The organism is Erythrobacter sp. (assembly GCF_038133525.1).
Taxonomy (GTDB): Bacteria; Pseudomonadota; Alphaproteobacteria; order Sphingomonadales; family Sphingomonadaceae; genus Qipengyuania.
Genome location: NZ_JAYPTL010000024.1, coordinates 29675 through 50335, shown reverse-complemented (window position 1 = coordinate 50335; position 20661 = coordinate 29675). Strand labels below are relative to the sequence as shown.

Below are 20661 nucleotides of genomic sequence, written 5' to 3'. Positions count from 1 at the left end.
GCATAGTGGTGATGCCGGCTTCGGTGCCAGCCACCTTGAAGTCCATGTCGCCCAGGTGATCTTCATCACCCAGGATGTCCGACAGGACCGCAAAGTCCTTGCCCTCGAGGATCAGGCCCATCGCGATGCCGGAAACCGGGCGTTCGATCGGAACGCCGGCGTCCATCATCGACAGGCAGCCGCCGCACACGGTCGCCATCGAGCTCGAGCCGTTCGACTCGGTGATGTCCGACAGGACGCGGATCGTGTAAGGGAAGTCCTCATGGCTCGGCAGCACATTATGCAGCGCGCGCCAGGCGAGCTTGCCGTGGCCGGTGTCACGACGCGACGGGGCGCCAAAGCGGCCCACTTCACCGACCGAATAGGGCGGGAAGTTGTAGTGCAGCATGAAGCGTTCATAGCTCAGGCCTTCGAGACCGTCGATCATCTGCTCGGCATCCTTGGTGCCGAGAGTGGTCGAACACAGCGCCTGCGTTTCACCACGCGTGAACAGCGACGAACCATGCGCGCGCGGCAGCACGCCGACCATGGCTTCGATCGGGCGAACCTGATCGAGCTTGCGGCCGTCGATACGGGTGCCGTCCTTGAGGATCGCGCCGCGCACGATGTCGGCCTCGATTTTCTTGGTCAGCTTGATCGCGGTCATGCGCTGTTGGCCGTCGAACTCGTCCGAAGCGTAGTGTGCCTTGACCTTGTCGCGGGCGGCATTGAGAGCCTCCGAACGGGCCGACTTGTCGGTCAGCTTGTAAGCGGCAGCGATATCGTCACCGATCATCGCCTTGATGGCCGACTTCATGTCGTCGTTGCCGTCCTGCGAGGCGACTTCCCACGGATCCTTCGCAGCCTGTTCGGCGAGGTCGATGATCGCCTTGACGACCGGACGGATGGCGTCGTGAGCGAAGGCGACCGCACCGAGCATTTCCTGCTCGTTGAGTTCCTTGGCTTCCGATTCCACCATCATCACCGCGTCATGCGTGGCGGCGACGACCAGGTCGAGGCGGCCACCGTCGGTCAGCGAAGTGGTCTGCTTCGGGTTGAGAATATACTCGCCGTCCTTGAAGCCGACGCGGCAGGCGCCGATCGGGCCCATGAAGGGAACGCCCGAAATGGTCAGCGCAGCCGAAGCGGCGATCATCGCCAGCACGTCAGGCTCGCACTCGCCGTCATAGCTGAAGACCTGCGCGATAACGTTGATTTCGTTGTAGAAACCTTCGGGGAACAGCGGACGGACCGGGCGGTCGATCAGGCGGCTGGTCAGCGTTTCCTTTTCGGTCGCACCGCGCTCACGCTTGAAGAAGCCACCCGGGATACGGCCGGCCGAGGAGAACTTTTCCTGGTAGTGGACGGTCAGCGGGAAGAAGTCCTGACCTTCCTTGACGCTCTTCGCGGCAGTGACTGCGCAGAGCACAACAGTTTCGCCATAGGTGGCGAGGACCGCGCCGTCAGCCTGACGGGCAATGCGGCCGGTTTCCAGAGTGAGGGTCTTTCCGCCCCACTCCAGCGATACGGTTTTCGTGTCGAACATGGATTTTCCTTTTGACCCGCGAGCCACATTGCATCGCGGGGCCTACAGTGCCGGGTATGCCGTCCCGGTCCGGTGCGGGGTCTTTTGCCCCTGGAATGGCTCCAGCGCCGAATTGCACGGGTGCCGTATTGATGGGTCGGATCGCGAACCGGAAAACCGGATTCCACTTTTCCGGCGATCCTCCCAGATAAGCGAAGGGGCGACCTGAGCCGCCCCTCCGAGAAACTCTTACTTGCGAAGGCCCAGCTTCGCGATCAGCGCGTTATACCGCTCAACATCCTTCTTCTTGAGATAGGCGAGCAGGTTACGGCGCTTGTTGACCATCATCAGCAGGCCACGGCGCGAGTGGTTGTCCTTGTGGTTTTCCTTGAAGTGCCCCGTCAGGTTACGGATGCGCTCGGTCAGGATGGCAACCTGGACTTCCGGCGAACCGGTATCGCCCTTGGTCTGGGCGTTGTCCTTGATGATCTCAGCTTTCTTTTCGGCGGTAACCGACATTCAATTTACTCCGCGACATCTGGGAGGTTGAAGCCCCGAACGACCTTTGCCGTTCCCCCGCTGAGTTCCATCAGCGCCACCGGAATCTTTTCCAGCCTCGCAAGATAGAGCCCGTCGGTTTGGGGCAGCCCCGACAATACCCGGCCCTGGCGGACCGCCTGCGCGCTGTCGGGATCGAGTTGCAAGGCCGGGATGTCGTCCAGCCCCGCCTCGAGCGGCAGGAGGAGGTTTTCAATGCGCGCGCCCTTAGCGATTTCCTCCAGCATGTCCAGCGAAATCGCCTGTTCCTCACGGAACGGCCCTGCCTTGATACGGCGCAGATAGGCGACGTGCCCAACCGTCCCAAGGGCATGCGCAATGTCGCGGGCGAGGGAGCGGATGTAGGTACCCTTGGAGACATGCGCGACCAAGGTGATGCAGTCGGCCAGTTCCAGCGGAGCCTGCGGATCGAACGGATCGGGCCGTCCTGCGGTGGTGGCGAAGGTGGACCGGAGGAGCTCGTCTTCGCGGTCTCCCGCCATGGACAGCGAGTGGATCGTCACCGCCCGGGTAGCCATTTCCACCTCTTCACCAGCGCGAGCGCGATCATAGGCGCGCTTGCCGTCGACCTTGATTGCGGAATAGGCGGGCGGAACCTGCTCGATCGGGCCGACAAAATGGTCGAGAACCGCCGCAATTGCGGCGATCGGCGGGCGGTGTTCGCTGCGCTCGATCACTTCCCCTTCGCTGTCCAGCGTATCGGTCTGTGCGCCAAACTGGATCGTGAATTCGTAGATCTTGCTTGCATCGAGCATGCGCCCGGCAAGCTTGGTCGCCTCGCCCAGCGCAATCGGCAGGACACCCTCGGCCAGCGGGTCGAGCGTGCCGCCGTGGCCGACCTTGGTCTTGGCATAGCCGCCCTGCCGAAGCACGCGCTTCACTGCGGAAACGGCTTGGGTCGAGCCCAGCTCGCGCGGCTTGTCGAAGATCAGCCAGCCATGGGGCGCGGACTTGGCGGCGGTCACCCCGCGATCCCGTTTGCGATCCATTGCGCGAAATCGAAATAATGTTCCTGCAGCCACAGGACCGGGGGCAGTACCGTGTGTTCGATCACTCCGGCATTGGGGAAGGCCCAGCTTGCTGCGACCAGCAGGATCAGCAGAAACATGCCCATCTGCTGGAGCTTCTGCCACTGCCCAGCCATGCTGCGCGGCAAGAGTCCGCCAACGATATGCGAGCCGTCAAAGGGCGGGATCGGCAGCAGGTTGAAGAGCGCGAGGAAGATGTTGATCAGGACAAAGGTCGACAACATCGTGAAGGCCAGGCTGCCCACCGCACTGCCCGGTTGGAAACCGATGCCGGCGACCATGCCCAGCAGAATTGCGCCGACCAGCGCGAGCAACAGGTTCATTCCCGGCCCAGCCGCCGCAACCGCCATCATGCCATATCGCGGGTTGTCGAGCCGCCTTGCGTTGACAGGCACAGGCTTGGCCCAGCCGAAAATCGGGCCACCGAGCAAGGCCAGCGCGCCAGGGACAAGCAAGGTACCCACCGGATCGACATGGCGCAGCGGGTTGAAGCTCAAGCGGCGCTGTTCGCGCGCGGTCGGATCGCCCAGCGCCAGCGCGGCAAGGCCATGCGCAACCTCATGGAATACGATGGCCACGATGAGGCACGGCACCAGGATCGCCGCATAGAGAAGGGTTTCTGTCATGTCCGGCTAGATAGGGCGCCTTGGATCAACCCGCCAGCGCTTCGACGAAATGCCTGCGACACAGCGCGACATAGCGGTCGTTACCGCCGATCTCGGTTTGTGCCCCCGCCATGACTGCCATACCCTCGGCATCAACGCGCAAATTCATCGTCGACTTGCGCCCGCAATGACAGATCGCCTTTAACTCGACTAGGGAATCCGCGATCCCTAGCAGCGCAGCTGAACCCGGAAATAGCTCGCCCTGGAAATCGGTCCGTAGGCCGTAGCAAAGCACGGGAATTCTGGTTTCATCTGCCAGCCGCGCGCATTGCCAAACCTGCTCTTTCGACAGGAACTGTGCTTCGTCGATCAGCACGCAGCTGATCGGGGTGACTTGGTGGGCAGCGACGACACTGGTCCAAATATCCGTATCAGGTTCGAACAGGTGCGCCCCGGCCTGCAACCCAATGCGACTTGCAATCGGCTTGCCATCCGAACGATCATCGAGCGCCGCGGTCCACAGCATGGTCGTCATCCCACGCTCACGATAGTTGAAGTCCGCCTGCAGCAGTGTGGTCGACTTGCCGGCATTCATGCTGGCGTAGTAGAAATAGAGCTTGGCCATCGTCTCTCTATGCAATGTTGTGCGATTAAGGCCAGCGTCACACACAGCGGTCCACAAGAGTCTCGGTACGACTCGATTAGCGAGATTCGATATGCCCGTCCGACTGCTCTTCCTTCCGCTGATCCTACTATTCGCGACAGGGGCGATCGACACGCTCCGTTTCAAAGTCGACGCGCCGCAAAGTGCGGTATTGGCCAAGGTCGCCTTCTTCGGCATCGCCAGCAAGACAGCGCAATTTCCCAAGGTGTCGGGATCGGCCGTGGTTGTACCTCAGCAACCCGATGCATTGCATCTGGACGTGGAACTCGACGCGAGGGCGCTTACGGCCCCCGATTCCGTCACGCTGAAACGCTTGAAGGGGGAAAAGTTCTTCTGGGTCGAGAAATATCCGACAGTCCGCTTCGTGGGCGATGGCATGCAATTCACATCGCCGACCAGCGGGATCGTGAAGGGCATGTTGACCGCGCGGGGCGTTTCCAAGCCGGTAACCCTTGAAGTCGCATTCGATCGACCACCAGCGAAGCTTGCACCTGGGGAGCCCGTAACCTTGACGGGATCGACCCGCATCGACCGCCGCCAGTTTGGCATGACTGCCTATTCGCTGATCGTGGGCCGCAAGGTCGATATTACCATCAAGGCGCGGATGGTGCCGGGTTGACGACGTCCAGCTCAAGCAACCAGGTTTCACTGGTCTCAGGCTTTCCGAACTCCTCCTGCACCTCGCTCGCGATGATTTGATAGCCTTCTGCTGCATAGATTCGTCGTGCACTTTCCAGCACGGCATGCGTCCATAACACTATCCACGAATAACCCGCGTCACAGGCAAAGCGGGTGCACTCACGCACGAGCGCCTGCCCGATACCAAGCCCGCGTGCTTCGGGTTCGACATATAGGAGGCGCAATCGCGCGGTCTCAGGTTCACCTGGCTCTTCCACCAGAAACACCGAACCCAGGATACGGCCATCTCGTTCGGCCACCCAGCATTGCTCTCGACCCGGTTTGAATTCGCGTAGGAAGCGGGCAGCGATTTCCAGGATAATGGCTTCGAGCTTGCTCCCCCAGCCATAGCCCTCATCATAGAGGATTGACTGACGTGCGGCGATAATACCCATGTCACCAACCCGATAGGGCCTGAGCGTCCACGCCTCCTGCACGCCTAGTCCCTGGCTTTCGCTTCGCGGCGGATCGTCTCGGCCCCCGCCGGGTCCACAGGCATCCCATGCACCAGACGCGCATTGGCGTGGCCGACCTGCTGCCAGCCCATCGCCGCCTGCAATGCGGTAGAATATCCTTGGGCATCGAGGCTCTGGTTACAGGCCAGCTTGGCCAGACGGAGCCCGATCAGCGGACGACGCGCGATGCGGGCGGCCATGTCCAGCGTGAAAGCCTCCAATTCGCCGCGCGGAACGACATGATTGACCATTCCGATTGTCCGGCACTCTTCGGCAGTGAGCTCGCCACCGGTGAACAGCAGTTCGCGTGCCTTGCGATGGCCAAGCTCCCAGACATGGGCGAAATATTCGACCCCGTTGACCCCAAAGGCGACCGTGGGGTCGGAGAAGCGCGCATCCTCGCTGGCTACGACGATATCGAAAGGCCAGACCAGCATCAGCCCACCTGCCATGCACTTGCCCTGGACCTGCGCGATCACCGGCTTAGGCAGGTCGCGCCAACGCCGGCACAGGCCAAGGTACATCTCGTGCTCGGACGCCATTTGTCCTGCCTGACCGGGTTCGTCGAACCCGGACCAAAGCGTCACACCATCGAAATCGGCAAGCTCACTATCATCGCGCAAATCGTGCCCGGAAGAAAAATGCTCACCCTCCGCGGCGAGCACAATGCAGCGCACATCATCGTCGCGCGCTGCGTCGACGAGCGCATGGTCGAGCTCATAGAGCATCGCCTTGTCCTGCGCGTTGGCCTTGTCGGTCCGCGTAAGCGTGATCCGCGCCACCCCTTCGGCAGGCCGATCGCAGCTGATCCTGGTGTAGTCCATCGCTCCCCCTCTCCAGGTGAGCGAGGCTAGCAGATCATTCCTCTTCGTCGAGGTCTCGCGCGACCTTGGGATCGGACAGCAGGCGCTCGATCCGATCGGCTTCGTCAAAGCTCTCGTCGGGCTGGAAATTGAGCCTGGGCGCGAATTTGAGGCCCAGGCGCTGCGCCACTTCCTTCTGGAAGAACGCGGTATTGGTCCGCAAAGCCTTGAGCACCTCCGCCTCGTCCTTGCCCAACAGCGGCTTCACATAGGCCTTGGCGTTGCGCAGGTCGGGCGTCATCCGCACCTCGGTGACCGAGATGTGGTGGGCGCGCAGCACGTCGTCATGCGCCTCGCCCCGCGCCAGCAGCTCGGACAGGATATGCCGCACCCGTTCACCCACTTTCAGGACTCGTACCGACTGCTGTTCAGGCGTGGAATGCTGTTGGCGAGCCATGGCGCTACTCCTTGACCGGACGCGGTGTCGGTATGGCAGTGCTGGTGGAACGAGCAAGCAGATTGCCCGCCTCGTCGAACAGTTCGCCTTCAAGGAAGATCACCTTGCGCCCACGGCGCACGACGCGTCCCTTCCCGACAATCGGTCCGGCTAGGACCGGTTTGAGGAGACTCATCGAAATCTCGAGGTTGAGCGGGGCCTCTGCCTGATCGGTCGCCCAGACATGCGCCCAGCCCATCACCTCGTCGAGGAAGCCCGCAACCAGCCCACCCTGCACGCTGCCGCGCGGGGTAATGAAACAATCGGGGGCGTGGAAGCGCAAGGTGACCTCCTCGCGCTCCCTGTCGAAATGCTCGAACTTCACGCCCATGAGTTCTGCATGGGCGTGCCCAAGGGCGTGCTCGGTCGCGCTCACAGCGTGCGTTCACGCTCCTCGACCTCGAACACTTCAAGCTGGTCGCCCGGCTTGATGTCGTTCGTGTCGGCCAGCACAACACCGCATTCGAGGCCGGCGCGGACTTCGTCGACGTCGTCCTTGAAGCGCCGCAGCGATGCGATGGTGGTCGCCGAAACGATGACGTCGTCGCGGGTGAGGCGGGCGTGCAGACCCTTGCGGATGACACCTTCCTCGACCAGCAAGCCAGCAGCCTTGTCCTTCTTGCCAGAGCGGAACACTTCCTTGACCGCGGCACGGCCAACGACATGTTCGATCCGCTCCGGACCCAACTCGCCCGCCATCTCCTTCGCGATTTCCTCGGTCAGGTGATAGATGACATCGTAGTACATCAGTCGCACGTTCTCACGCTTGACCAGGTCACGCGCCTTGGCGTTGGGGCGGACGTTGAAACCAAGGATCGGTGCCTTGCTGGCCGCAGCCAGCGTGACGTCGCTCTCGGTAATTGCGCCAACGCCTGCGTGCAGCACGCGGACCTTGATGTCGTCGTTCGACAGGTTGTGCAAAGCAGTCACGATCGCTTCCACCGAACCCTGCACGTCGGCCTTCACCAGCACGGGGAATTCGATCACGTTCGACTGGAGACCGGCGAACATGGTGTCGAAGTTGGTCGGCGCGAGCGCTGTGCGCTTCTCGGTGGCCTTTTCCTGGCGATACTGGGCGACTTCGCGAGCGCGCTGCTCGTTCTCGACCACGGTCAGCAGGTCGCCCGCACCCGGCACGCCGCCGAGGCCAAGCACCTCGACCGGCATCGAGGGACCGGCTTCCTTGATCTGCTTGCCCTGATCGTTGATCAGCGCACGCACGCGGCCACTCTCGGTGCCGACAACGAAGGTGTCGCCACGCTTGAGCGTACCGCGGGTCACCAGGACGGTAGCAACCGGGCCGCGACCCTTGTCGAGCTGCGCTTCGATCACGGTCGCTTCGGCATCGCGGTCGGGGCGCGCCTTGAGCTCCATCAGTTCGGCCTGCAGCGCGATCTTTTCGAGCAGTTCGTCGAGACCTGCGCCGGTCTTGGCGGAGATTTCGACATCCTGCGTCTCGCCGCCCATGCCTTCGACCATTACCTCGTGCTCGAGCAGGCGCTCACGGATCCGCTGCGGGTTGGCTTCGGGCTTGTCGCACTTGTTGATCGCCACGATCATCGGGACGCCCGCGGCCTTGGTGTGATTGATGGCCTCGATCGTCTGCGGCATGATCCCGTCATCCGCCGCAACCACCAGCACCACGATATCGGTGATGTTGGCACCACGCGCGCGCATTTCGGTGAAGGCCGCGTGACCCGGGGTGTCGAGGAAGGTGACGATATCGCCATTCTTGGTCTTCACCTGGTAGGAACCGATGTGCTGGGTAATGCCGCCGGCTTCGCCCTTCACGACATTGGTGCCGCGCAGCGCGTCAAGCAGGCTGGTCTTGCCGTGATCGACGTGGCCCATGATGGTAACCACCGCCGGACGCGGCTCCAGCGTCTCTTCGGGATCCTGATCCTCGGTCGTGTCGATGTCGACATCGCTCTCGGATACGCGGGTGATGTTATGACCAAACTGTTCGACCAATAGCTCGGCCGTATCCTGGTCGATCGTCTGGTTGACGGTGACCATCATGCCGAGATTGAACAGTTCCTTCACCAGGTCCGCGCCCTTTTCGGCCATACGGTTGGCGAGTTCCTGCACCGTGATCGCTTCGGGAACGACCACGTCACGCACCTGCTTCTCACGCGGCTTGGTCGGCCCGCCGTGCAGGCGACGTTCCTTCTCGCGTGCACGCTTCAGCGCAGCGAGGCTGCGGGCGCGACGGCCTTCATCGTCGTTGAGCGCGCGATTGACAGTAAGCTTGCCCGAACGGCGCTTGTCGACGTGCTCAGGGACAGCACGTTCGGCGCGCTTGTCTTCCTTCTTCTTCTTCGCCTCAGGCTTCTTGGGCTCAGGCCGGGCAACCGGGGTGAAGCGGCGCGGCGCCGGGGTCGGCGTTCCGTCGTCACTCTCCACTTCGGGAGCTTCCTCAGCCGGGGGAGCTTCAGCGGCCTTCTTGGCTTCCTCTGCAGCGCGCTTGGCTGCTTCTTCCTCAGCCTTGCGATTATCTTCGGCGCGCTTCTTCTCGTCCTCGATCGCCTTGGCACGCTGCTCGGCCTCGCGCTCGGTCTGTTCGGCCAGCGTGGCGAGGCGAGCTTCCTCAGCCTCGCGCTGGAGGCGAGCGACGCGTTCCTGCGGAGTTTCGCCGGACGGGGCAGCCTTCTTTGGCGCCGGCTTGGCAGCCGCGGGCGGCGGAGGTGGCGGAGGAGGAGGCGGGGGCGGCGGCGGCGGAGCAGCCTCGCCCGGCTTGCCGACCAGGCGACGACGCTGCTTCACCTCGACCACCACCTTATTGGTGCGGCCGTGGCTGAAGGTCTGCTTGACCTCGCCGGCATCCACCGACCTCTTGAGGCCGAGGGGCTTGCGGGCAGGTTTGGTTTCGTCGTCGCTCATTATCGCTCGTTTCTCTATCTTCGTATCGTTCAAATCGTCGGTCGGTGCGCCTACCCGGTTACGGGATCGCGCACCCATCCGTGGCGGGCACAGTGTGCCCGAGGAAGTGCATGAGGCGCGTCAGGGGCTTGAGCACCCGCGCCGCCGCAGCATCATCGGCCAGCGCCAGATGGACGACATTGTCGCGGCCCAATGCCACAGACAGCGCGTCGCGGTCCAGAGGCAGTGTCACCCCGCGCTCGCCCGATCCTTCGGTCTCGCGCCCGACACGCCAGGCCTGGTCGAGTTTCTTGCGGCCGTCTTCACTTGCGTCGGCGGCATGGCACAGCAGCGCCACGCCACCGGCTCGCGCGGTTTCGGCGATACGCTGTGTCCCCAGGATGAGCTTGCCGACGCGCAGTTCGAGACCCAGCCGGTCAAGCACCACGCGTCGCAACGCGTCTTCCACCATTTGGGGAAGCGTCGCCGGGATTTCCAGCGCACCGGTCTTGAATGCGCGCGACAGGCCAGCCTTGAGTTTGCCCGAAGCGATCGCCGCCTCAAGAGCTGCCTTGTCAGCCCCGATCCAGGCACCCCTGCCGGGAGCCTTTTCCTGCGCATCGGGCAGCACGAGACCTTCGGGCGAGACCGCCAGCCGCACGAGCAATTCGCGCGGCGCGGTCTCACCCGAGATGACGCAGCGCCGTTCGGGCTCGGAAGCGATCCGTGCCTTGGGCGCGTCAGCGATGTCCGGCGTCAGGCGCTCATTGTGTGGAGTCCGCATCGGCGGCCTCCTGGGTTTCGGGTTCGTCGTCGAACCAGTGCGCACGGGCAGCCATGATGATCTCGTTGCCCTGCTCTTCGGTCAGGCCGTACTCGCCGAGCACGCCACCCTTGTCCTGCTCGCGCACCGAGGGGCGCCGCATCGGCGGACCATCGGCGGCGTTGCGGCGGCGCGGCGCCTCGCGCTTCTTGGCGATCAGTTCGTCGGTTGCGAGGTCGGCAAGATCGTCGAGCGTCTTGATGCCAGCCTTGCCCAGCGTGACCAGCATCGCTTCGGTCAGGTGCGGCATGTCGGCCAGGGCGTCTTCGACACCCAGTTCGCGGCGGGCATCGCGATGTGCAGCTTCCTGCCGCTCGATCGCTTCGCGCGCACGGTTCTGAAGTTCTTCAGCGAGCTCTTCGTCAAAGCCTTCGATCCCGGCGAGCTCGTCGAGCTCGACATAGGCGACTTCCTCAAGCTCGGCGAAACCTTCGGCAACCAGCAACTGCGACAGCGTTTCATCGACGTCGAGCTCTTCCTCGAACATCTTCGAACGCTCGGCGAATTCCTTCTGGCGCTTCTCCGAGGCTTCTTCCTCGGTCATGATGTCGATCTGCTGGCCGGTCAGCTGGCTGGCAAGACGCACATTCTGACCGCGGCGGCCGATGGCAAGCGAAAGCTGATCGTCGGGTACCACCACCTCGATGCGACCATCGTCTTCGTCGAGGACGACGCGGCTGACAGTGGCCGGCTGGAGCGCATTGACGATGAAGGTCGCCTGGTCTTCGCTCCACGGGATGATGTCGATCTTTTCGCCCTGCAATTCCTGCACGACGGCCTGCACGCGGCTGCCCTTCATGCCGACGCAGGCGCCGACCGGATCGATCGAGCTGTCGCGGCTGATCACGCCAATCTTGGCGCGGCTTCCCGGGTCGCGTGCAGCAGCCTTGATCTCGATGATGTTGTCATAGATCTCGGGCACTTCCTGCGCGAAGAGCTTCTTCATGAATTCGGGATGCGCGCGGCTGAGGAAGATCTGCGGACCGCGGTTGTTGCGTTCGACCTTGGTGATCAGCGCACGGACGCGTTCGCCAACACGGGCGGCTTCGCGCGGAATCTGCTGGTCGCGGCGAATAACACCTTCCGCGCGGCCAAGGTTGACGATCACGTGGCCGAATTCAACCGACTTGATGACGCCGGTGATGATTTCGCCCGCGCGGTCCTTGAATTCCTCGTACTGGCGCTCGCGCTCGGCATCGCGAACCTTCTGGAAGATCACCTGCTTGGCCGACTGGGCGTCGATACGACCGAGGTCGACCGGCGGGAGCGGGTCGACGATGAAGTCACCGACCTTGGCATCCTTGTCGAGCTTGGCAGCCTGCTTGAGGTCGACCTGCTTGAAGTAGTCGTCGACTTCCTCGACCACTTCGACGACGCGCCACAGACGCAGATCGCCGGTCTGCGGATCGAGCTTGGCGCGAATGTCGTTCTCGGCACCGTAGCGCGCGCGAGCGGCCTTCTGGATCGCCTCTTCCATCGCCTCGATGACGATGGACTTGTCGATCATCTTCTCCGACGCGACCGAATTGGCGATCGCGAGGAGTTCAGCCTTGTTGGCGGAAATGGCACTGGCCATCAGTCGTCTGCCTTCTCTTCAGTTTCGACGAGTTCGTCTGCACCGCTCGTGTCGAGCGGCTGGGTGGCGGCAATGAGCGCGTCGGTCAAGACGAGCTTCGCCGAGTGAATCATGTTGCGGGGCACGGAAACCGCCCCAGCCTTGCGATCTTCGATGGTGACCACATCGCCCTCGATCCCGACCAGATCGCCGCGCAGGGTGCGCTGGCCGTCCCAGGACTTGTCCATGCTGATCTTCGCTTCATGCCCCGCCCAATTGGCGAAGTCCTTGGCGCGGGTCAGCGGTCGATCGATACCGGGCGAGCTCACTTCGAGGTGGTAGGCCCCCTCAACCAGTACTTCGCCATTTTCCTCCAACGCATCGATCGCATCGGAAACGCGGCGCGAAAGCGCGGCGCATTGGTCGATGACCAACTGCCCGGTCGCAGGATCCTCGGCCATGATTTGCAGCGCCATGCCGCCATCGCCGGCTTCGGACGGGATCATCGCCACGCGCACGAGGTCGAAGCCGAGCGCCTTAGCCTCGGGCTCGATCACTTCGGTCAGACGCGCGATATCGGCCATTCAATCTCCAAAACGGTCCCGATGCGGCAATGGCGTTTCGTGCCGGCCCCTTGCGGCGCCAGCCCTCCAGTGTCGCGACAATGTCGGGATGGGTGGCCAATTAGGCGCGAGTCCCACGAAAAGCAAGCGGACTCTCGCCGTCAATCACCTTCCTGCATCAGGCCGTGCTTCTTGATGCAGTGACGCAACTGGTCGTAGCTGAGGCCAAGAGCCTTGGCGGTCTGGCGCTGGTTCCAGCGATGCTTGCCCAATGCATGCTCGACAATCCGACGTTCGTGCTCATCGACAGCCTGGCGCAAGTCCTCGACGCTATCGAGATCATGCGTCGGTGGCGCTGCCACGCCAGCCGCGCCCGCGATCGGCTGCGGCGGACGCGTGATCGCCGAAGTGGGTTTCCACGGGCTGTCGAACGGGTCGAACTGCACATGGCCGATTGGTTCGTCCCAATTGTCCCAGCGGTAGACCGCGCGTTCGATGACATTGCGCAGTTCGCGCACGTTACCGGGCCAATCGTGCTTCTCGAGTTGCTCGGCGACATGCTGGGCAAATCCCGGCCAGCCTTCCCAACCGAGTTCGGCCGCCATGCGCCGCCCGAAATACTCGGACAGGACCCCGATATCGCCTTCACGTACGCGCAGCGGCGGCAGGGTGATGACTTCAAAGCTGAGCCGGTCGAGCAAGTCGGCGCGAAACTCGCCGCGCGCGGCCTTGGCTGGCAGGTCCTCATTGGTCGCCGCAACGATACGGACATCGACCCGCATCGGCCGCGACGAACCGATCCGCGTGACCTCACCATATTCAACGGCGCGCAGCAGGCGTTCCTGGGCCCCCATCGAGAGAGTACCCAATTCGTCGAGGAATAGCGTTCCCTTGTCGGCTTCCTCAAACCGCCCGGCCCTCGTCTTGGTAGCACCCGTGAACGCGCCGGCTTCATGCCCGAACAACTCGGCTTCGATCAGCGTTTCGGGCAGTGCGGCGCAGTTCATGGTGACGAGGGGTTCGTCCCAGCGGGTGGACAGGCGATGCAGGCGTTCAGCGATCAGTTCCTTGCCCGTCCCACGCTCTCCAATGACGAGCACCGGACGCCGCATGGGCGCGGCCCGACTGGCGCGTTCGACCGCATCAAGGAAGGCCCCCGACTGGCCGATAAATTGGCTGTCCCGCTCCATGCCCAAGAGATAGGAAATTTCCCCAAGGGTTGGCAATCAAAACCAACATGCCGTTCGTCGAATTGTCCCCGAACCACGGATTTCTGCGTTTCTCCAAGTTTGGCACGGGCTTTGCTTAATATGGGACAACAGCTTCTTGGGAGGAAATCCTAACATGTACGACCGCAACTTCTTCCGCACCCAGCTTGGCCAGGCTTCACTGGCAAGCTTCCTGGCAATGGCCATCTTCGCGGTGTTCAGTTCGAACCTGGCGATGAGCGCACCTGCGCCGTCGATCGCCTATTACGATCAGGTCGAAATCGCATGACCTTGCCACCGAACCACGATCCCCTTGGGCCGGAGCGCCTCTCCCCCGACAGTCCCGACGGCAGCAATGCCGATGGCGCTTCGGCCCGCCCCCGCTTGTCACGGATCGAAGCGGAGGTAGAACGGCTGCGCCGCTCGCCTACCCCGACCCGCGACGGCGGACGGGCCCAGGGCTCGGGTTTCGGATCGGACTTTTTCTCCAGTGGAGCTTCTTTCATGGGCATTTTCAGCCGCACCCGCGATATCATCGCCGCCAACTTCAACGACATGCTCGACAAGGCGGACGACCCGCAGAAGATGATCCGCATGATCATCCTCGAGATGGAGGAGACGCTGGTCGAAGTCCGGGCAAGTGCGGCCCGCACGATCGCGGATCAGAAAGAGATGCATCGCCATTCGGTCAAGCTCGACAAGCTTCAGGCCGACTGGGGTGAGAAGGCCCAGCTGGCGCTGTCGAAGGACCGCGAAGATCTCGCCCGTGCAGCGCTGGTCGAGAAGAAGAAGGCTGCGGACATGTCCGATCAGCTCAAGCAGGAAATCGCCGTACTCGATGACGCGCTGCGCGCTTACGAGCAGGATATCCAGAAATTGCAGAACCGCCTGCGCGAAGCGCGCAGCCGCCAGACTGCCATCGCTGCCCGCCTCGAGAGCGCAGAGAACCGCGTCAAACTGCGCAGCCTGATGACCAATGAACGCGTTGACGAGGCGCTGAGCCGCTTCGACCAGCTCGAACGCCGTGTTGACTATGCCGAAGGGCGTGCCGACGCGCTGCAGATCGCCGACAGCAGCGGCCAGCCGAGCCTGGCCGATGAGATCGCCGCCCTCGAAGGGCAGGACGCGATCGATGACGAACTTGAACAGATGAAAAAGGCGCTCGGGATGGGCAGCGCCGACAAGGAGGACTGACACCATGGGCGAAGAAATCATCATCATTCCGGCCATCTTCATCGGCCTGCCCTGGTTGATCCTCCACTATGTGACGAAGTGGAAGTCCGCCGCAACGATCACTACCGATGACGAAGTGTTGCTGGAGGAACTCTACAACCTCGCCAAGCGGCTCGACGATCGAATGGATACAGTCGAGCGCCTTGTCGCCAGCGACAATCCTGAATTCCGCCCAGCCCGCCTCGTCCATGATAGCGAGAAGGACAATCAGCAGCTCCGCGAACTCGAAGAGCTCATCGCCGAAAAGAAAGGAATCGTGAAGTGAACAGCCCGCGCACCACGCTCTATCGTGACAAGCAGAATGCAAAGCTCATGGGTGTCTGCTCGGGCATCGCCGACTACACCGGCATCGATGTCCTGTGGGTTCGCCTCGCGCTGATTATCCTGATCTTTGCCACCGGTTTCGCGCTTCCCGCCTACTTCGTAGCCGGCTTGCTGCTGAGCAAGAAGCCAGCGCACCTGTATGTCGACCATGACGAGACGCGCTATTGGCAGCGCGTGCGGCAAAACCCCAAGCGCACCGCTCGCGAAATCCGGGCCCGGATGAAGGACGTCGATCGCCGCCTTGCCGACGTCGAGACCTTCTATGTCAGCAGCAATCCGCGACTGACCGCAGAGATCGAACGCCTGCGCTAGTCGGTACCACGGGAGGAAGATATCATGGGTGAACTGATACCGATCGTGGCGCTGATGATCCCGATCGTCGCGATCTGGGCCAAGCACCAGCAGAAAATCGCCGAGATGAACGTCAAGAGCACGGCCGAAGCGACCGCCGAGAAGGCAGCGCAATATTCGAGCCGCGTGACTGACCTGGAAGATCGCGTCCGGGTACTCGAGCGCATCGTCACCGATCGCGGATACGACATCGCGACCCAGATCGAGGCTCTGCGCGACCAGCGCCGGGTAGACGAGGATGATGCCGGAGTGCCCCTGGGTCTCGGACGCAAGGAGAATGTGTGATGGACGTCGCTGCACTCAGCGTCATGGCGCCAGTGATTGGCGTAGGCGTTGCCAGCATGTCGATTGCCTGGGTGGTGAACACCTGGATCCGCGTTCGCCACGGCTATCCGCTGGAAAATAGCTGGGGCAAGGCAGTCTATCCGAAAAGCACCGAGGCTGAGGAGCGGGTCAAGCTGCTCACGCAAGAAAATGCGCAGCTACGCGCCGAGATCGGCTCGATGAAAGATCGTCTCGGCAATGTGGAGCGCATCGTGACCGACAGCGGCTATCGCCTGACCCACGAGATCGAAAGTCTGCGTGAACGCGGGGAGGCCAACTGATGGACCCTGAACTGCCATTGATTTTCGCTTTCGTTCTTACGCTAGTGGTGACCGTTTTCATCATGGGTCAAATCTTTCATCGGCGCGCCGTGCGGCATGAGGAGCGGAAGCTCGAGCTTGAGGCGCAGATCGAGCAGGCGAAGGCACAACAGGCCACGAGAGGTGACGCCGATTATCGCAAGTTCGAAGACCGCCTGCGCGTACTCGAAAGGATCGCCACCGACGGCAATCATGCACTCGCCGCGCAGATCGAAGAACTCCGTTCACTCGATGCAATCGAAAGCCGCTCTCTATCGCAGGAGAAGGCTCGGTGACTTTCTGGTCTGCCATCGTCCTGATCGTGGCGATCCTCGCCATTACTGAGATGGTCAAATCGCGCCACCGCGCGCGCCACGGCATTACCCGCGACCATCTGGGTAGCGAGACGCTAACCGACAGTCGCGATGCTCAGCGCGAGATCGAAGACTTGCGCGAACGCATCAAGGTGCTCGAGCGTATCGCGACCGAAGGCAACACGCTCGACGCCCGTGAAACACAACGCATTTCGGCCGAAATCGAGGCCCTGCGCGACAAGCAGGCCGACTGAGACCGCCGGGTTCAAGGAGGACATGAGGGAAATGTTCGAACCGACCATCATCATTGCTGCCGCATCATTGCTCGGCCTGATCGTCGTCGCCGGCGCCATGCTGCGCGGCTGGCGCGAGTGGCTCGAGCTCAAGCGGAGCGAGTTGCAACGAGATAGCGCGCCGCGCGAAGAAGGCTCGCCCTTCGGTGCCGCACGGATCGAGATCGCCGACCTCAAGGAACGCATTCGCAAGCTCGAAGCGATCGCAAGCGGAGTCGACCTGTGAGCGCCGCCCGCTCCGACGCCGCGCGGGCCGGAATCGGGCTCGGCAGCGCGATCGCCGTGGCGATCAGCTGGAGCCTGCACCAGTCGATCTTCTGGGCCATCCTACAGGGCTTCTTCGGCTGGTTCTACGTCATCTATTACGCGTTCACTCGCCCCGGCGGCCTGACAGGCTGACGCGAGCACGATTTACCTGCGGCACTCACCCCGCTAGAGCGCGCGCCCATGCGCAGCCTCAATGACATTGCCGACGAATATGAATTCCTCGAAGGCGACGAACGCTATCGCCTGCTGATTGAGCTCGGCCGCGAACTCGAACCCATGCCCGATGCGCTCAAGACCGATGCCACGCTGGTGCGCGGTTGTTCGGCAGCCGTATGGGTGTATCCGACCGGTGATACGGCAGCACTCCACTTCCTTGCCGACAGCAACGCCGCAATAACCAAAGGCATCGTAGCGCTGGTGATCGCAGCCGTGCAGGACCGCCCCGCCAGTGAAATCGCGACGCTGGACGTGACCGCCGCACTGGAGCCGTTCGACTTGAAGAACCAGTTGTCGAGCAACCGCACGCAAGGCGTCCCCAACATGATCGCACTGGTGAAGGAACACGCCACACGAATTGCCGCGGGTTGAGATGAAGCGGCCGCTCTACTCGGCACTTGGCCTCATCAGCGTTGGCCTTGGCGCGATCGGGGCATTCCTGCCGATCATGCCGACAGTACCTTTCCTGCTGCTGGCCGTCTTCTTCTTCGCACGCAGCAACCCCGATTGGGAGCAGAGGATCCTCGATCACCCAACCTGGGGCCCGCAGGTACTAGACTGGCGTGAACGGCGCGCCATAAACCGTCGGGCCAAGGTGATGGCGATCGGTGCCATGGCAACCGGTGCGGTCGTCACCTGGTACACGCTCGGTTATCCCTGGGTTTGGGTGTCAGTTATTGTGCTGGTGGTTTGCGGGACCTGGATTGCAACGCGCAACGAGTGATCAAGCAGCTGCGCTATCGCGAACAACCGCAATGCCCGCTTCGCGCTGCGCCTTGAGTTCGGCCCTGAGTTGCGCTGGATCGCGGGCAAAGACGAAGCCGAAACTAACTCCGCCTTCCTTGCCGATCGTTGCATGGTGGAGTTTGTGCGCCTGCACCAACCGCTTGGCGTAGCCCCGCTTGGGGACCCAGCGGAAGTAGCGTTGGTGGACCAGGCCATCGTGCACCAGCGTATAGACGATACCGTAGAGCAGGATGCCGATGCCGATGAAGGTAGCAGGCCACCAGGCAGCTTCCCCCAGCACCAAGTCGCTGCCAAGCATGAACATCGATATGCTCATTGCCGCGCCGACCACAGCGTAGAGATCGTTCTTCTCGAACGTCTTGTCATGCGGTTCGTGATGGTCTCGGTGCCAGCCCCAGCCGAAACCGTGCATGATATATTTGTGCGAACTCCACGCGACCCATTCCATCGCAACGAAGGTTGCGAGCACGATCAGCAAGGGCGCGAAGATGGACATCAGGAATACGATATAAGCCTGCCGTCGCGGCTGGCAAAGCCATAGGCGCTAATCGCCGGTGTAGCGTTCCTGCCGGCGCGGCATGCCGAAGCAGCGTTCCGCCACATCGCGGCTGATCCGGGCAGGACGCAGGCTTTCTGCATCGATGCAGCACCACATGCTCTTCACTTCAGCCAGCACTTCTTCGCCACGACGGATCACGGTGTTGTAGAAACTGCGGGCTCCGGCGATCTTTTCCAGAACCGTCACGGCAATCACATCGTCGTTGAGGAAGGCCGGGCGGCGGTAGGTGATCTCGTGCTTGAGCGCGACCCACGCCTTGCTCGCCACTTCCTCAGCCGGGGCAAGCTTTTGCCAATGCGCCAGGACAGTGTCCTGCACCCAGTTGAGGTAGCGGGCGTTGTTCACGTGCCCCATGAAATCGATATCGTCCGGGAGGACCTTGATCGGGAATGCGAAGGGCTTTGCTGACATGCGTGTCAATAGAGCAGAGAAAGGTTAAGTTTGGAAGACTCTGGATTTGCCTTTTTGCGCCTTCAGGCGACCTGTCCCAAAATTCCCGCATGGCCAGCAAACCGCGTACGCTTTACGAGAAGATATGGGACGCCCACGTTGTCGAGCGACGCGAGGATGGCACCTGCATCATCTACATCGATCGTCACCTCGTCCACGAAGTAACCAGCCCGCAAGCCTTCGAAGCCCTGCGCCTGTCAGATCGAAAGGTCAGGCGACCGGACCTGACGCTGGCGGTCCCAGACCACAACCTGCCTACGACCCCGCGTATCGATGCCGCTGGCAAAAGGATCCCGATTGCGGACCCCGAAAGCTCCGCCCAACTCGCCGCGCTTGAGGCCAATGCACCGGCTTTCGGTATCGATTACATCGACGCAGTCGCGCCCGAACAGGGCATCGTCCATGTCGTCGGGCCTGAACAAGGCTTCTCGCTTCCCGGCGCGACCATCGTCTGCGGCGACAGCCACACTGCCGCCCACGGGGGCATCGGCGCACTGGCCTTCGGAATCGGCACAAGCGAAGTCGAACACGTGCTCGCCACGCAGACGCTGCTGCTGCGTCAATCGAAGAGCATGGAAATCCGCGTCGAGGGCGAACTTGGCCCAGGCGTCACGCCCAAGGATCTCATCCTGCACATCATCGGCGTGATCGGCACGGCGGGTGGGACCGGTTACGTCATCGAGTATCGCGGCAAAGTCTTCGAGCAGATGAGCGTAGAGGGCCGGTTGACCGTCTGCAACATGAGCATCGAAGGTGGTGCGCGTGCTGGCCTGATCGCCCCGGACCAGGCGGTGTTCGATTATCTCAAGGGGCGCCCATATGCGCCGCAAGGCCGAGATTGGGATGCGGCTGTCGCCTGGTGGAAGACACTGAAGACTGACGATGGCGCCGTGTTCGACAAGTCGGTGGTAATCGACGCTTCCACAATCGAGCCCACCGTAAGTTGGGGTACCAGCCCGGAAGATGTCGTGCCGGTTGGCGGCGAAGTCCCGGCACCCGAGAGTTTCGCCGATCCATCGAAGCAGGCCGCCGCACGAAAGAGCCTCGACTACATGGGCCTCGAACCAGGTCAGCGGATCGAGGACATTTCCATCGAAAACGTCTTCATTGGCTCATGCACCAACAGCCGGATCGAGGACCTGCGCGCCGCCGCCGAAGTGCTCAAGGGTCGCACCAAGGCCGCCAATGTCCGGTGGGCCATTGCAGTTCCGGGCTCCGGACTGGTCAAACGGCAGGCCGAGGCTGAGGGCCTCGATCGAATTTTCACGGATGCCGGTTTCGAATGGCGCGAACCGGGCTGCTCGGCCTGTCTCGCAATGAACCCTGATAAGGTCCCACCCGGTGAGCGTTGCGCTTCAACCAGCAACCGGAATTTTGTCGGGCGCCAGGGCCCGGGCGCGCGGGCCCCACAGGTCAGCCCGGCCAAGGCGGCCGCCCCCCCCCGGCCCCGGCGCCGGGCGACGCCGTGACTTAGGGCCCCGTGGG

The 20661-nt window shown here is 62.4% G+C and carries 30 protein-coding genes; 14 read left to right on the top strand and 16 right to left on the bottom strand.

The window, feature by feature from the left end:
• From pnp to AAFM29_RS08270, 5 genes are all read right to left on the bottom strand, one after another.
• On the bottom strand, positions 1-1525 hold a 1525-nt coding region (pnp, locus tag AAFM29_RS08290; RefSeq protein WP_341712331.1), incomplete at its 3' end, for a polyribonucleotide nucleotidyltransferase.
• A 228-nt stretch (positions 1526-1753) separates the two neighbouring features.
• The gene (gene rpsO, locus AAFM29_RS08285; protein WP_341712330.1) at positions 1754-2023 is read right to left on the bottom strand and encodes a 30S ribosomal protein S15; all 270 of its coding nucleotides are present in this window, start codon (positions 2021-2023) and stop codon (positions 1754-1756) included.
• A 5-nt stretch (positions 2024-2028) separates the two neighbouring features.
• Positions 2029-3027: a tRNA pseudouridine(55) synthase TruB gene (gene truB / locus AAFM29_RS08280; protein WP_371830727.1), complete on the bottom strand. Its 999-nt coding sequence runs from the start codon at positions 3025-3027 to the stop codon at positions 2029-2031.
• Positions 3024-3716: a site-2 protease family protein gene (locus tag AAFM29_RS08275; RefSeq protein WP_341712328.1), complete on the bottom strand. Its 693-nt coding sequence runs from the start codon at positions 3714-3716 to the stop codon at positions 3024-3026. Before AAFM29_RS08275 ends, truB begins: the two co-directional genes overlap by 4 nt.
• 25 nt (positions 3717-3741) lie before the next feature.
• A complete protein-coding gene (locus tag AAFM29_RS08270) occupies positions 3742-4320 on the bottom strand; it encodes a thymidine kinase (protein ID WP_341712327.1) in 579 nt (192 codons plus the stop codon).
• A gap of 91 nt (positions 4321-4411) precedes the next feature.
• On the opposite strand from AAFM29_RS08270, the gene AAFM29_RS08265 reads away from it, so the two are divergent.
• Entirely contained in the window at positions 4412-4978 is a 567-nt protein-coding gene (locus tag AAFM29_RS08265; RefSeq protein ID WP_341712326.1) for a YceI family protein, read from the top strand.
• Here AAFM29_RS08265 and AAFM29_RS08260 read toward each other — a convergent pair.
• From AAFM29_RS08260 to pspF, 9 genes are all read right to left on the bottom strand, one after another.
• Positions 4953-5432, bottom strand: coding sequence for a GNAT family N-acetyltransferase (locus AAFM29_RS08260; protein ID WP_341712325.1), 480 nt, complete (start codon positions 5430-5432; stop codon positions 4953-4955). The two genes, AAFM29_RS08265 and AAFM29_RS08260, sit on opposite strands and share 26 nt — an antisense overlap.
• 44 nt (positions 5433-5476) lie before the next feature.
• The gene (locus AAFM29_RS08255; protein WP_341712324.1) at positions 5477-6316 is read right to left on the bottom strand and encodes an enoyl-CoA hydratase; all 840 of its coding nucleotides are present in this window, start codon (positions 6314-6316) and stop codon (positions 5477-5479) included.
• A gap of 34 nt (positions 6317-6350) precedes the next feature.
• Positions 6351-6752, bottom strand: a complete 402-nt coding sequence (gene rbfA / locus AAFM29_RS08250) for a 30S ribosome-binding factor RbfA (RefSeq protein WP_341712323.1) — start codon at positions 6750-6752, stop codon at positions 6351-6353.
• A gap of 4 nt (positions 6753-6756) precedes the next feature.
• The gene (locus AAFM29_RS08245) at positions 6757-7167 is read right to left on the bottom strand and encodes a PaaI family thioesterase (RefSeq protein ID WP_341712322.1); all 411 of its coding nucleotides are present in this window, start codon (positions 7165-7167) and stop codon (positions 6757-6759) included.
• Positions 7164-9671 carry a translation initiation factor IF-2 gene (gene infB, locus AAFM29_RS08240; RefSeq protein ID WP_341712321.1) on the bottom strand — a complete coding sequence of 836 codons (2508 nt, stop codon included), beginning with the start codon at positions 9669-9671 and terminating at the stop codon, positions 7164-7166. Before infB ends, AAFM29_RS08245 begins: the two co-directional genes overlap by 4 nt.
• A gap of 58 nt (positions 9672-9729) precedes the next feature.
• Positions 9730-10434, bottom strand: a complete 705-nt coding sequence (locus tag AAFM29_RS08235) for a DUF448 domain-containing protein (protein WP_341712320.1) — start codon at positions 10432-10434, stop codon at positions 9730-9732.
• On the bottom strand, positions 10415-12049 hold the full coding sequence (gene nusA, locus AAFM29_RS08230) for a transcription termination factor NusA (RefSeq protein ID WP_341712319.1): 1635 nt from the start codon (positions 12047-12049) through the stop codon (positions 10415-10417). Before nusA ends, AAFM29_RS08235 begins: the two co-directional genes overlap by 20 nt.
• Positions 12049-12612 carry a ribosome maturation protein RimP gene (gene rimP / locus AAFM29_RS08225; protein WP_341712318.1) on the bottom strand — a complete coding sequence of 188 codons (564 nt, stop codon included), beginning with the start codon at positions 12610-12612 and terminating at the stop codon, positions 12049-12051. The genes nusA and rimP overlap by 1 nt, the downstream gene beginning before the upstream one ends.
• Before the next feature lie 140 nt (positions 12613-12752).
• Positions 12753-13781, bottom strand: a complete 1029-nt coding sequence (pspF, locus tag AAFM29_RS08220) for a phage shock protein operon transcriptional activator (RefSeq protein WP_341712317.1) — start codon at positions 13779-13781, stop codon at positions 12753-12755.
• A 154-nt stretch (positions 13782-13935) separates the two neighbouring features.
• Between pspF and AAFM29_RS08215 the strand changes: the two genes are divergently transcribed.
• From AAFM29_RS08215 to AAFM29_RS08160, 12 genes are read left to right on the top strand one after another with little or no spacing between them, the layout of a single operon-like run.
• Positions 13936-14088: a hypothetical protein gene (locus AAFM29_RS08215; protein WP_341712316.1), complete on the top strand. Its 153-nt coding sequence runs from the start codon at positions 13936-13938 to the stop codon at positions 14086-14088.
• Positions 14085-14993 (top strand): phage shock protein PspA, encoded by a 909-nt coding sequence (gene pspA, locus AAFM29_RS08210; protein WP_371830726.1) that lies wholly within the window; start codon positions 14085-14087, stop codon positions 14991-14993. Before AAFM29_RS08215 ends, pspA begins: the two co-directional genes overlap by 4 nt.
• A 4-nt stretch (positions 14994-14997) precedes the next feature.
• Complete coding sequence (pspB, locus tag AAFM29_RS08205; RefSeq protein WP_341712315.1) at positions 14998-15297, top strand: envelope stress response membrane protein PspB; 300 nt, start codon at positions 14998-15000, stop codon at positions 15295-15297.
• Complete coding sequence (gene pspC / locus AAFM29_RS08200) at positions 15294-15668, top strand: envelope stress response membrane protein PspC (protein ID WP_341712314.1); 375 nt, start codon at positions 15294-15296, stop codon at positions 15666-15668. The genes pspB and pspC overlap by 4 nt, the downstream gene beginning before the upstream one ends.
• A gap of 24 nt (positions 15669-15692) precedes the next feature.
• Positions 15693-15992 carry a hypothetical protein gene (locus AAFM29_RS08195; protein WP_341712313.1) on the top strand — a complete coding sequence of 100 codons (300 nt, stop codon included), beginning with the start codon at positions 15693-15695 and terminating at the stop codon, positions 15990-15992.
• Positions 15992-16312 (top strand): hypothetical protein, encoded by a 321-nt coding sequence (locus AAFM29_RS08190; protein ID WP_341712312.1) that lies wholly within the window; start codon positions 15992-15994, stop codon positions 16310-16312. The genes AAFM29_RS08195 and AAFM29_RS08190 overlap by 1 nt, the downstream gene beginning before the upstream one ends.
• Entirely contained in the window at positions 16312-16626 is a 315-nt protein-coding gene (locus tag AAFM29_RS08185; RefSeq protein WP_341712311.1) for a hypothetical protein, read from the top strand. The genes AAFM29_RS08190 and AAFM29_RS08185 overlap by 1 nt, the downstream gene beginning before the upstream one ends.
• A complete protein-coding gene (locus AAFM29_RS08180) occupies positions 16623-16898 on the top strand; it encodes a hypothetical protein (RefSeq protein WP_341712310.1) in 276 nt (91 codons plus the stop codon). The genes AAFM29_RS08185 and AAFM29_RS08180 overlap by 4 nt, the downstream gene beginning before the upstream one ends.
• Positions 16899-16929: 31 nt before the next feature.
• Positions 16930-17163 carry a hypothetical protein gene (locus AAFM29_RS08175; RefSeq protein ID WP_341712336.1) on the top strand — a complete coding sequence of 78 codons (234 nt, stop codon included), beginning with the start codon at positions 16930-16932 and terminating at the stop codon, positions 17161-17163.
• Positions 17160-17336 (top strand): hypothetical protein, encoded by a 177-nt coding sequence (locus AAFM29_RS08170; RefSeq protein ID WP_341712309.1) that lies wholly within the window; start codon positions 17160-17162, stop codon positions 17334-17336. The genes AAFM29_RS08175 and AAFM29_RS08170 overlap by 4 nt, the downstream gene beginning before the upstream one ends.
• A 48-nt stretch (positions 17337-17384) precedes the next feature.
• Positions 17385-17792, top strand: coding sequence for a SufE family protein (locus AAFM29_RS08165; protein WP_341712308.1), 408 nt, complete (start codon positions 17385-17387; stop codon positions 17790-17792).
• Between the two features lies 1 nt (position 17793).
• Positions 17794-18144, top strand: a complete 351-nt coding sequence (locus tag AAFM29_RS08160) for a YbaN family protein (RefSeq protein WP_341712307.1) — start codon at positions 17794-17796, stop codon at positions 18142-18144.
• Here AAFM29_RS08160 and AAFM29_RS08155 read toward each other — a convergent pair whose 3' ends face one another.
• Together AAFM29_RS08155 and AAFM29_RS08150 are read right to left on the bottom strand one after the other, a co-directional pair.
• On the bottom strand, positions 18145-18663 hold the full coding sequence (locus AAFM29_RS08155; RefSeq protein ID WP_341712306.1) for a sterol desaturase family protein: 519 nt from the start codon (positions 18661-18663) through the stop codon (positions 18145-18147).
• A 48-nt stretch (positions 18664-18711) separates the two neighbouring features.
• The gene (locus tag AAFM29_RS08150; protein ID WP_341712305.1) at positions 18712-19137 is read right to left on the bottom strand and encodes a thioesterase family protein; all 426 of its coding nucleotides are present in this window, start codon (positions 19135-19137) and stop codon (positions 18712-18714) included.
• An 89-nt stretch (positions 19138-19226) separates the two neighbouring features.
• Between AAFM29_RS08150 and leuC the strand changes: the two genes are divergently transcribed.
• Complete coding sequence (gene leuC / locus AAFM29_RS08145) at positions 19227-20645, top strand: 3-isopropylmalate dehydratase large subunit (RefSeq protein WP_341712304.1); 1419 nt, start codon at positions 19227-19229, stop codon at positions 20643-20645.
• The last annotated feature ends 16 nt before the right edge of the window (positions 20646-20661 follow it).

Excerpts from the sequence above, each read along its gene's own strand:
- AAFM29_RS08190 (WP_341712312.1), top strand. The coding sequence starts at position 15,992 with ATGGACGTCGCTGCACTCAGCGTCATGGCGCCAGTGATTGGCGTAGGC.
- pspB (WP_341712315.1), top strand. The coding sequence starts at position 14,998 with ATGGGCGAAGAAATCATCATCATTCCGGCCATCTTCATCGGCCTGCCC.
- AAFM29_RS08275 (WP_341712328.1), bottom strand. The coding sequence starts at position 3,716 with ATGACAGAAACCCTTCTCTATGCGGCGATCCTGGTGCCGTGCCTCATC.
- rimP (WP_341712318.1), bottom strand. The coding sequence starts at position 12,612 with ATGGCCGATATCGCGCGTCTGACCGAAGTGATCGAGCCCGAGGCTAAG.
- pspA (WP_371830726.1), top strand. The coding sequence starts at position 14,085 with ATGACCTTGCCACCGAACCACGATCCCCTTGGGCCGGAGCGCCTCTCC.
- rpsO (WP_341712330.1), bottom strand. The coding sequence starts at position 2,023 with ATGTCGGTTACCGCCGAAAAGAAAGCTGAGATCATCAAGGACAACGCC.
- rbfA (WP_341712323.1), bottom strand. The coding sequence starts at position 6,752 with ATGGCTCGCCAACAGCATTCCACGCCTGAACAGCAGTCGGTACGAGTC.
- infB (WP_341712321.1), bottom strand. The coding sequence starts at position 9,671 with ATGAGCGACGACGAAACCAAACCTGCCCGCAAGCCCCTCGGCCTCAAG.
- AAFM29_RS08175 (WP_341712336.1), top strand. The coding sequence starts at position 16,930 with ATGTTCGAACCGACCATCATCATTGCTGCCGCATCATTGCTCGGCCTG.
- AAFM29_RS08195 (WP_341712313.1), top strand. The coding sequence starts at position 15,693 with ATGGGTGAACTGATACCGATCGTGGCGCTGATGATCCCGATCGTCGCG.
- AAFM29_RS08270 (WP_341712327.1), bottom strand. The coding sequence starts at position 4,320 with ATGGCCAAGCTCTATTTCTACTACGCCAGCATGAATGCCGGCAAGTCG.
- AAFM29_RS08260 (WP_341712325.1), bottom strand. The coding sequence starts at position 5,432 with ATGGGTATTATCGCCGCACGTCAGTCAATCCTCTATGATGAGGGCTAT.
- pspF (WP_341712317.1), bottom strand. The coding sequence starts at position 13,781 with ATGGAGCGGGACAGCCAATTTATCGGCCAGTCGGGGGCCTTCCTTGAT.
- AAFM29_RS08255 (WP_341712324.1), bottom strand. The coding sequence starts at position 6,316 with ATGGACTACACCAGGATCAGCTGCGATCGGCCTGCCGAAGGGGTGGCG.
- AAFM29_RS08235 (WP_341712320.1), bottom strand. The coding sequence starts at position 10,434 with ATGCGGACTCCACACAATGAGCGCCTGACGCCGGACATCGCTGACGCG.
- AAFM29_RS08165 (WP_341712308.1), top strand. The coding sequence starts at position 17,385 with ATGCGCAGCCTCAATGACATTGCCGACGAATATGAATTCCTCGAAGGC.
- AAFM29_RS08155 (WP_341712306.1), bottom strand. The coding sequence starts at position 18,663 with ATGTCCATCTTCGCGCCCTTGCTGATCGTGCTCGCAACCTTCGTTGCG.
- leuC (WP_341712304.1), top strand. The coding sequence starts at position 19,227 with ATGGCCAGCAAACCGCGTACGCTTTACGAGAAGATATGGGACGCCCAC.
- AAFM29_RS08215 (WP_341712316.1), top strand. The coding sequence starts at position 13,936 with ATGTACGACCGCAACTTCTTCCGCACCCAGCTTGGCCAGGCTTCACTG.
- AAFM29_RS08160 (WP_341712307.1), top strand. The coding sequence starts at position 17,794 with ATGAAGCGGCCGCTCTACTCGGCACTTGGCCTCATCAGCGTTGGCCTT.
- nusA (WP_341712319.1), bottom strand. The coding sequence starts at position 12,049 with ATGGCCAGTGCCATTTCCGCCAACAAGGCTGAACTCCTCGCGATCGCC.
- AAFM29_RS08185 (WP_341712311.1), top strand. The coding sequence starts at position 16,312 with ATGGACCCTGAACTGCCATTGATTTTCGCTTTCGTTCTTACGCTAGTG.
- AAFM29_RS08265 (WP_341712326.1), top strand. The coding sequence starts at position 4,412 with ATGCCCGTCCGACTGCTCTTCCTTCCGCTGATCCTACTATTCGCGACA.
- AAFM29_RS08150 (WP_341712305.1), bottom strand. The coding sequence starts at position 19,137 with ATGTCAGCAAAGCCCTTCGCATTCCCGATCAAGGTCCTCCCGGACGAT.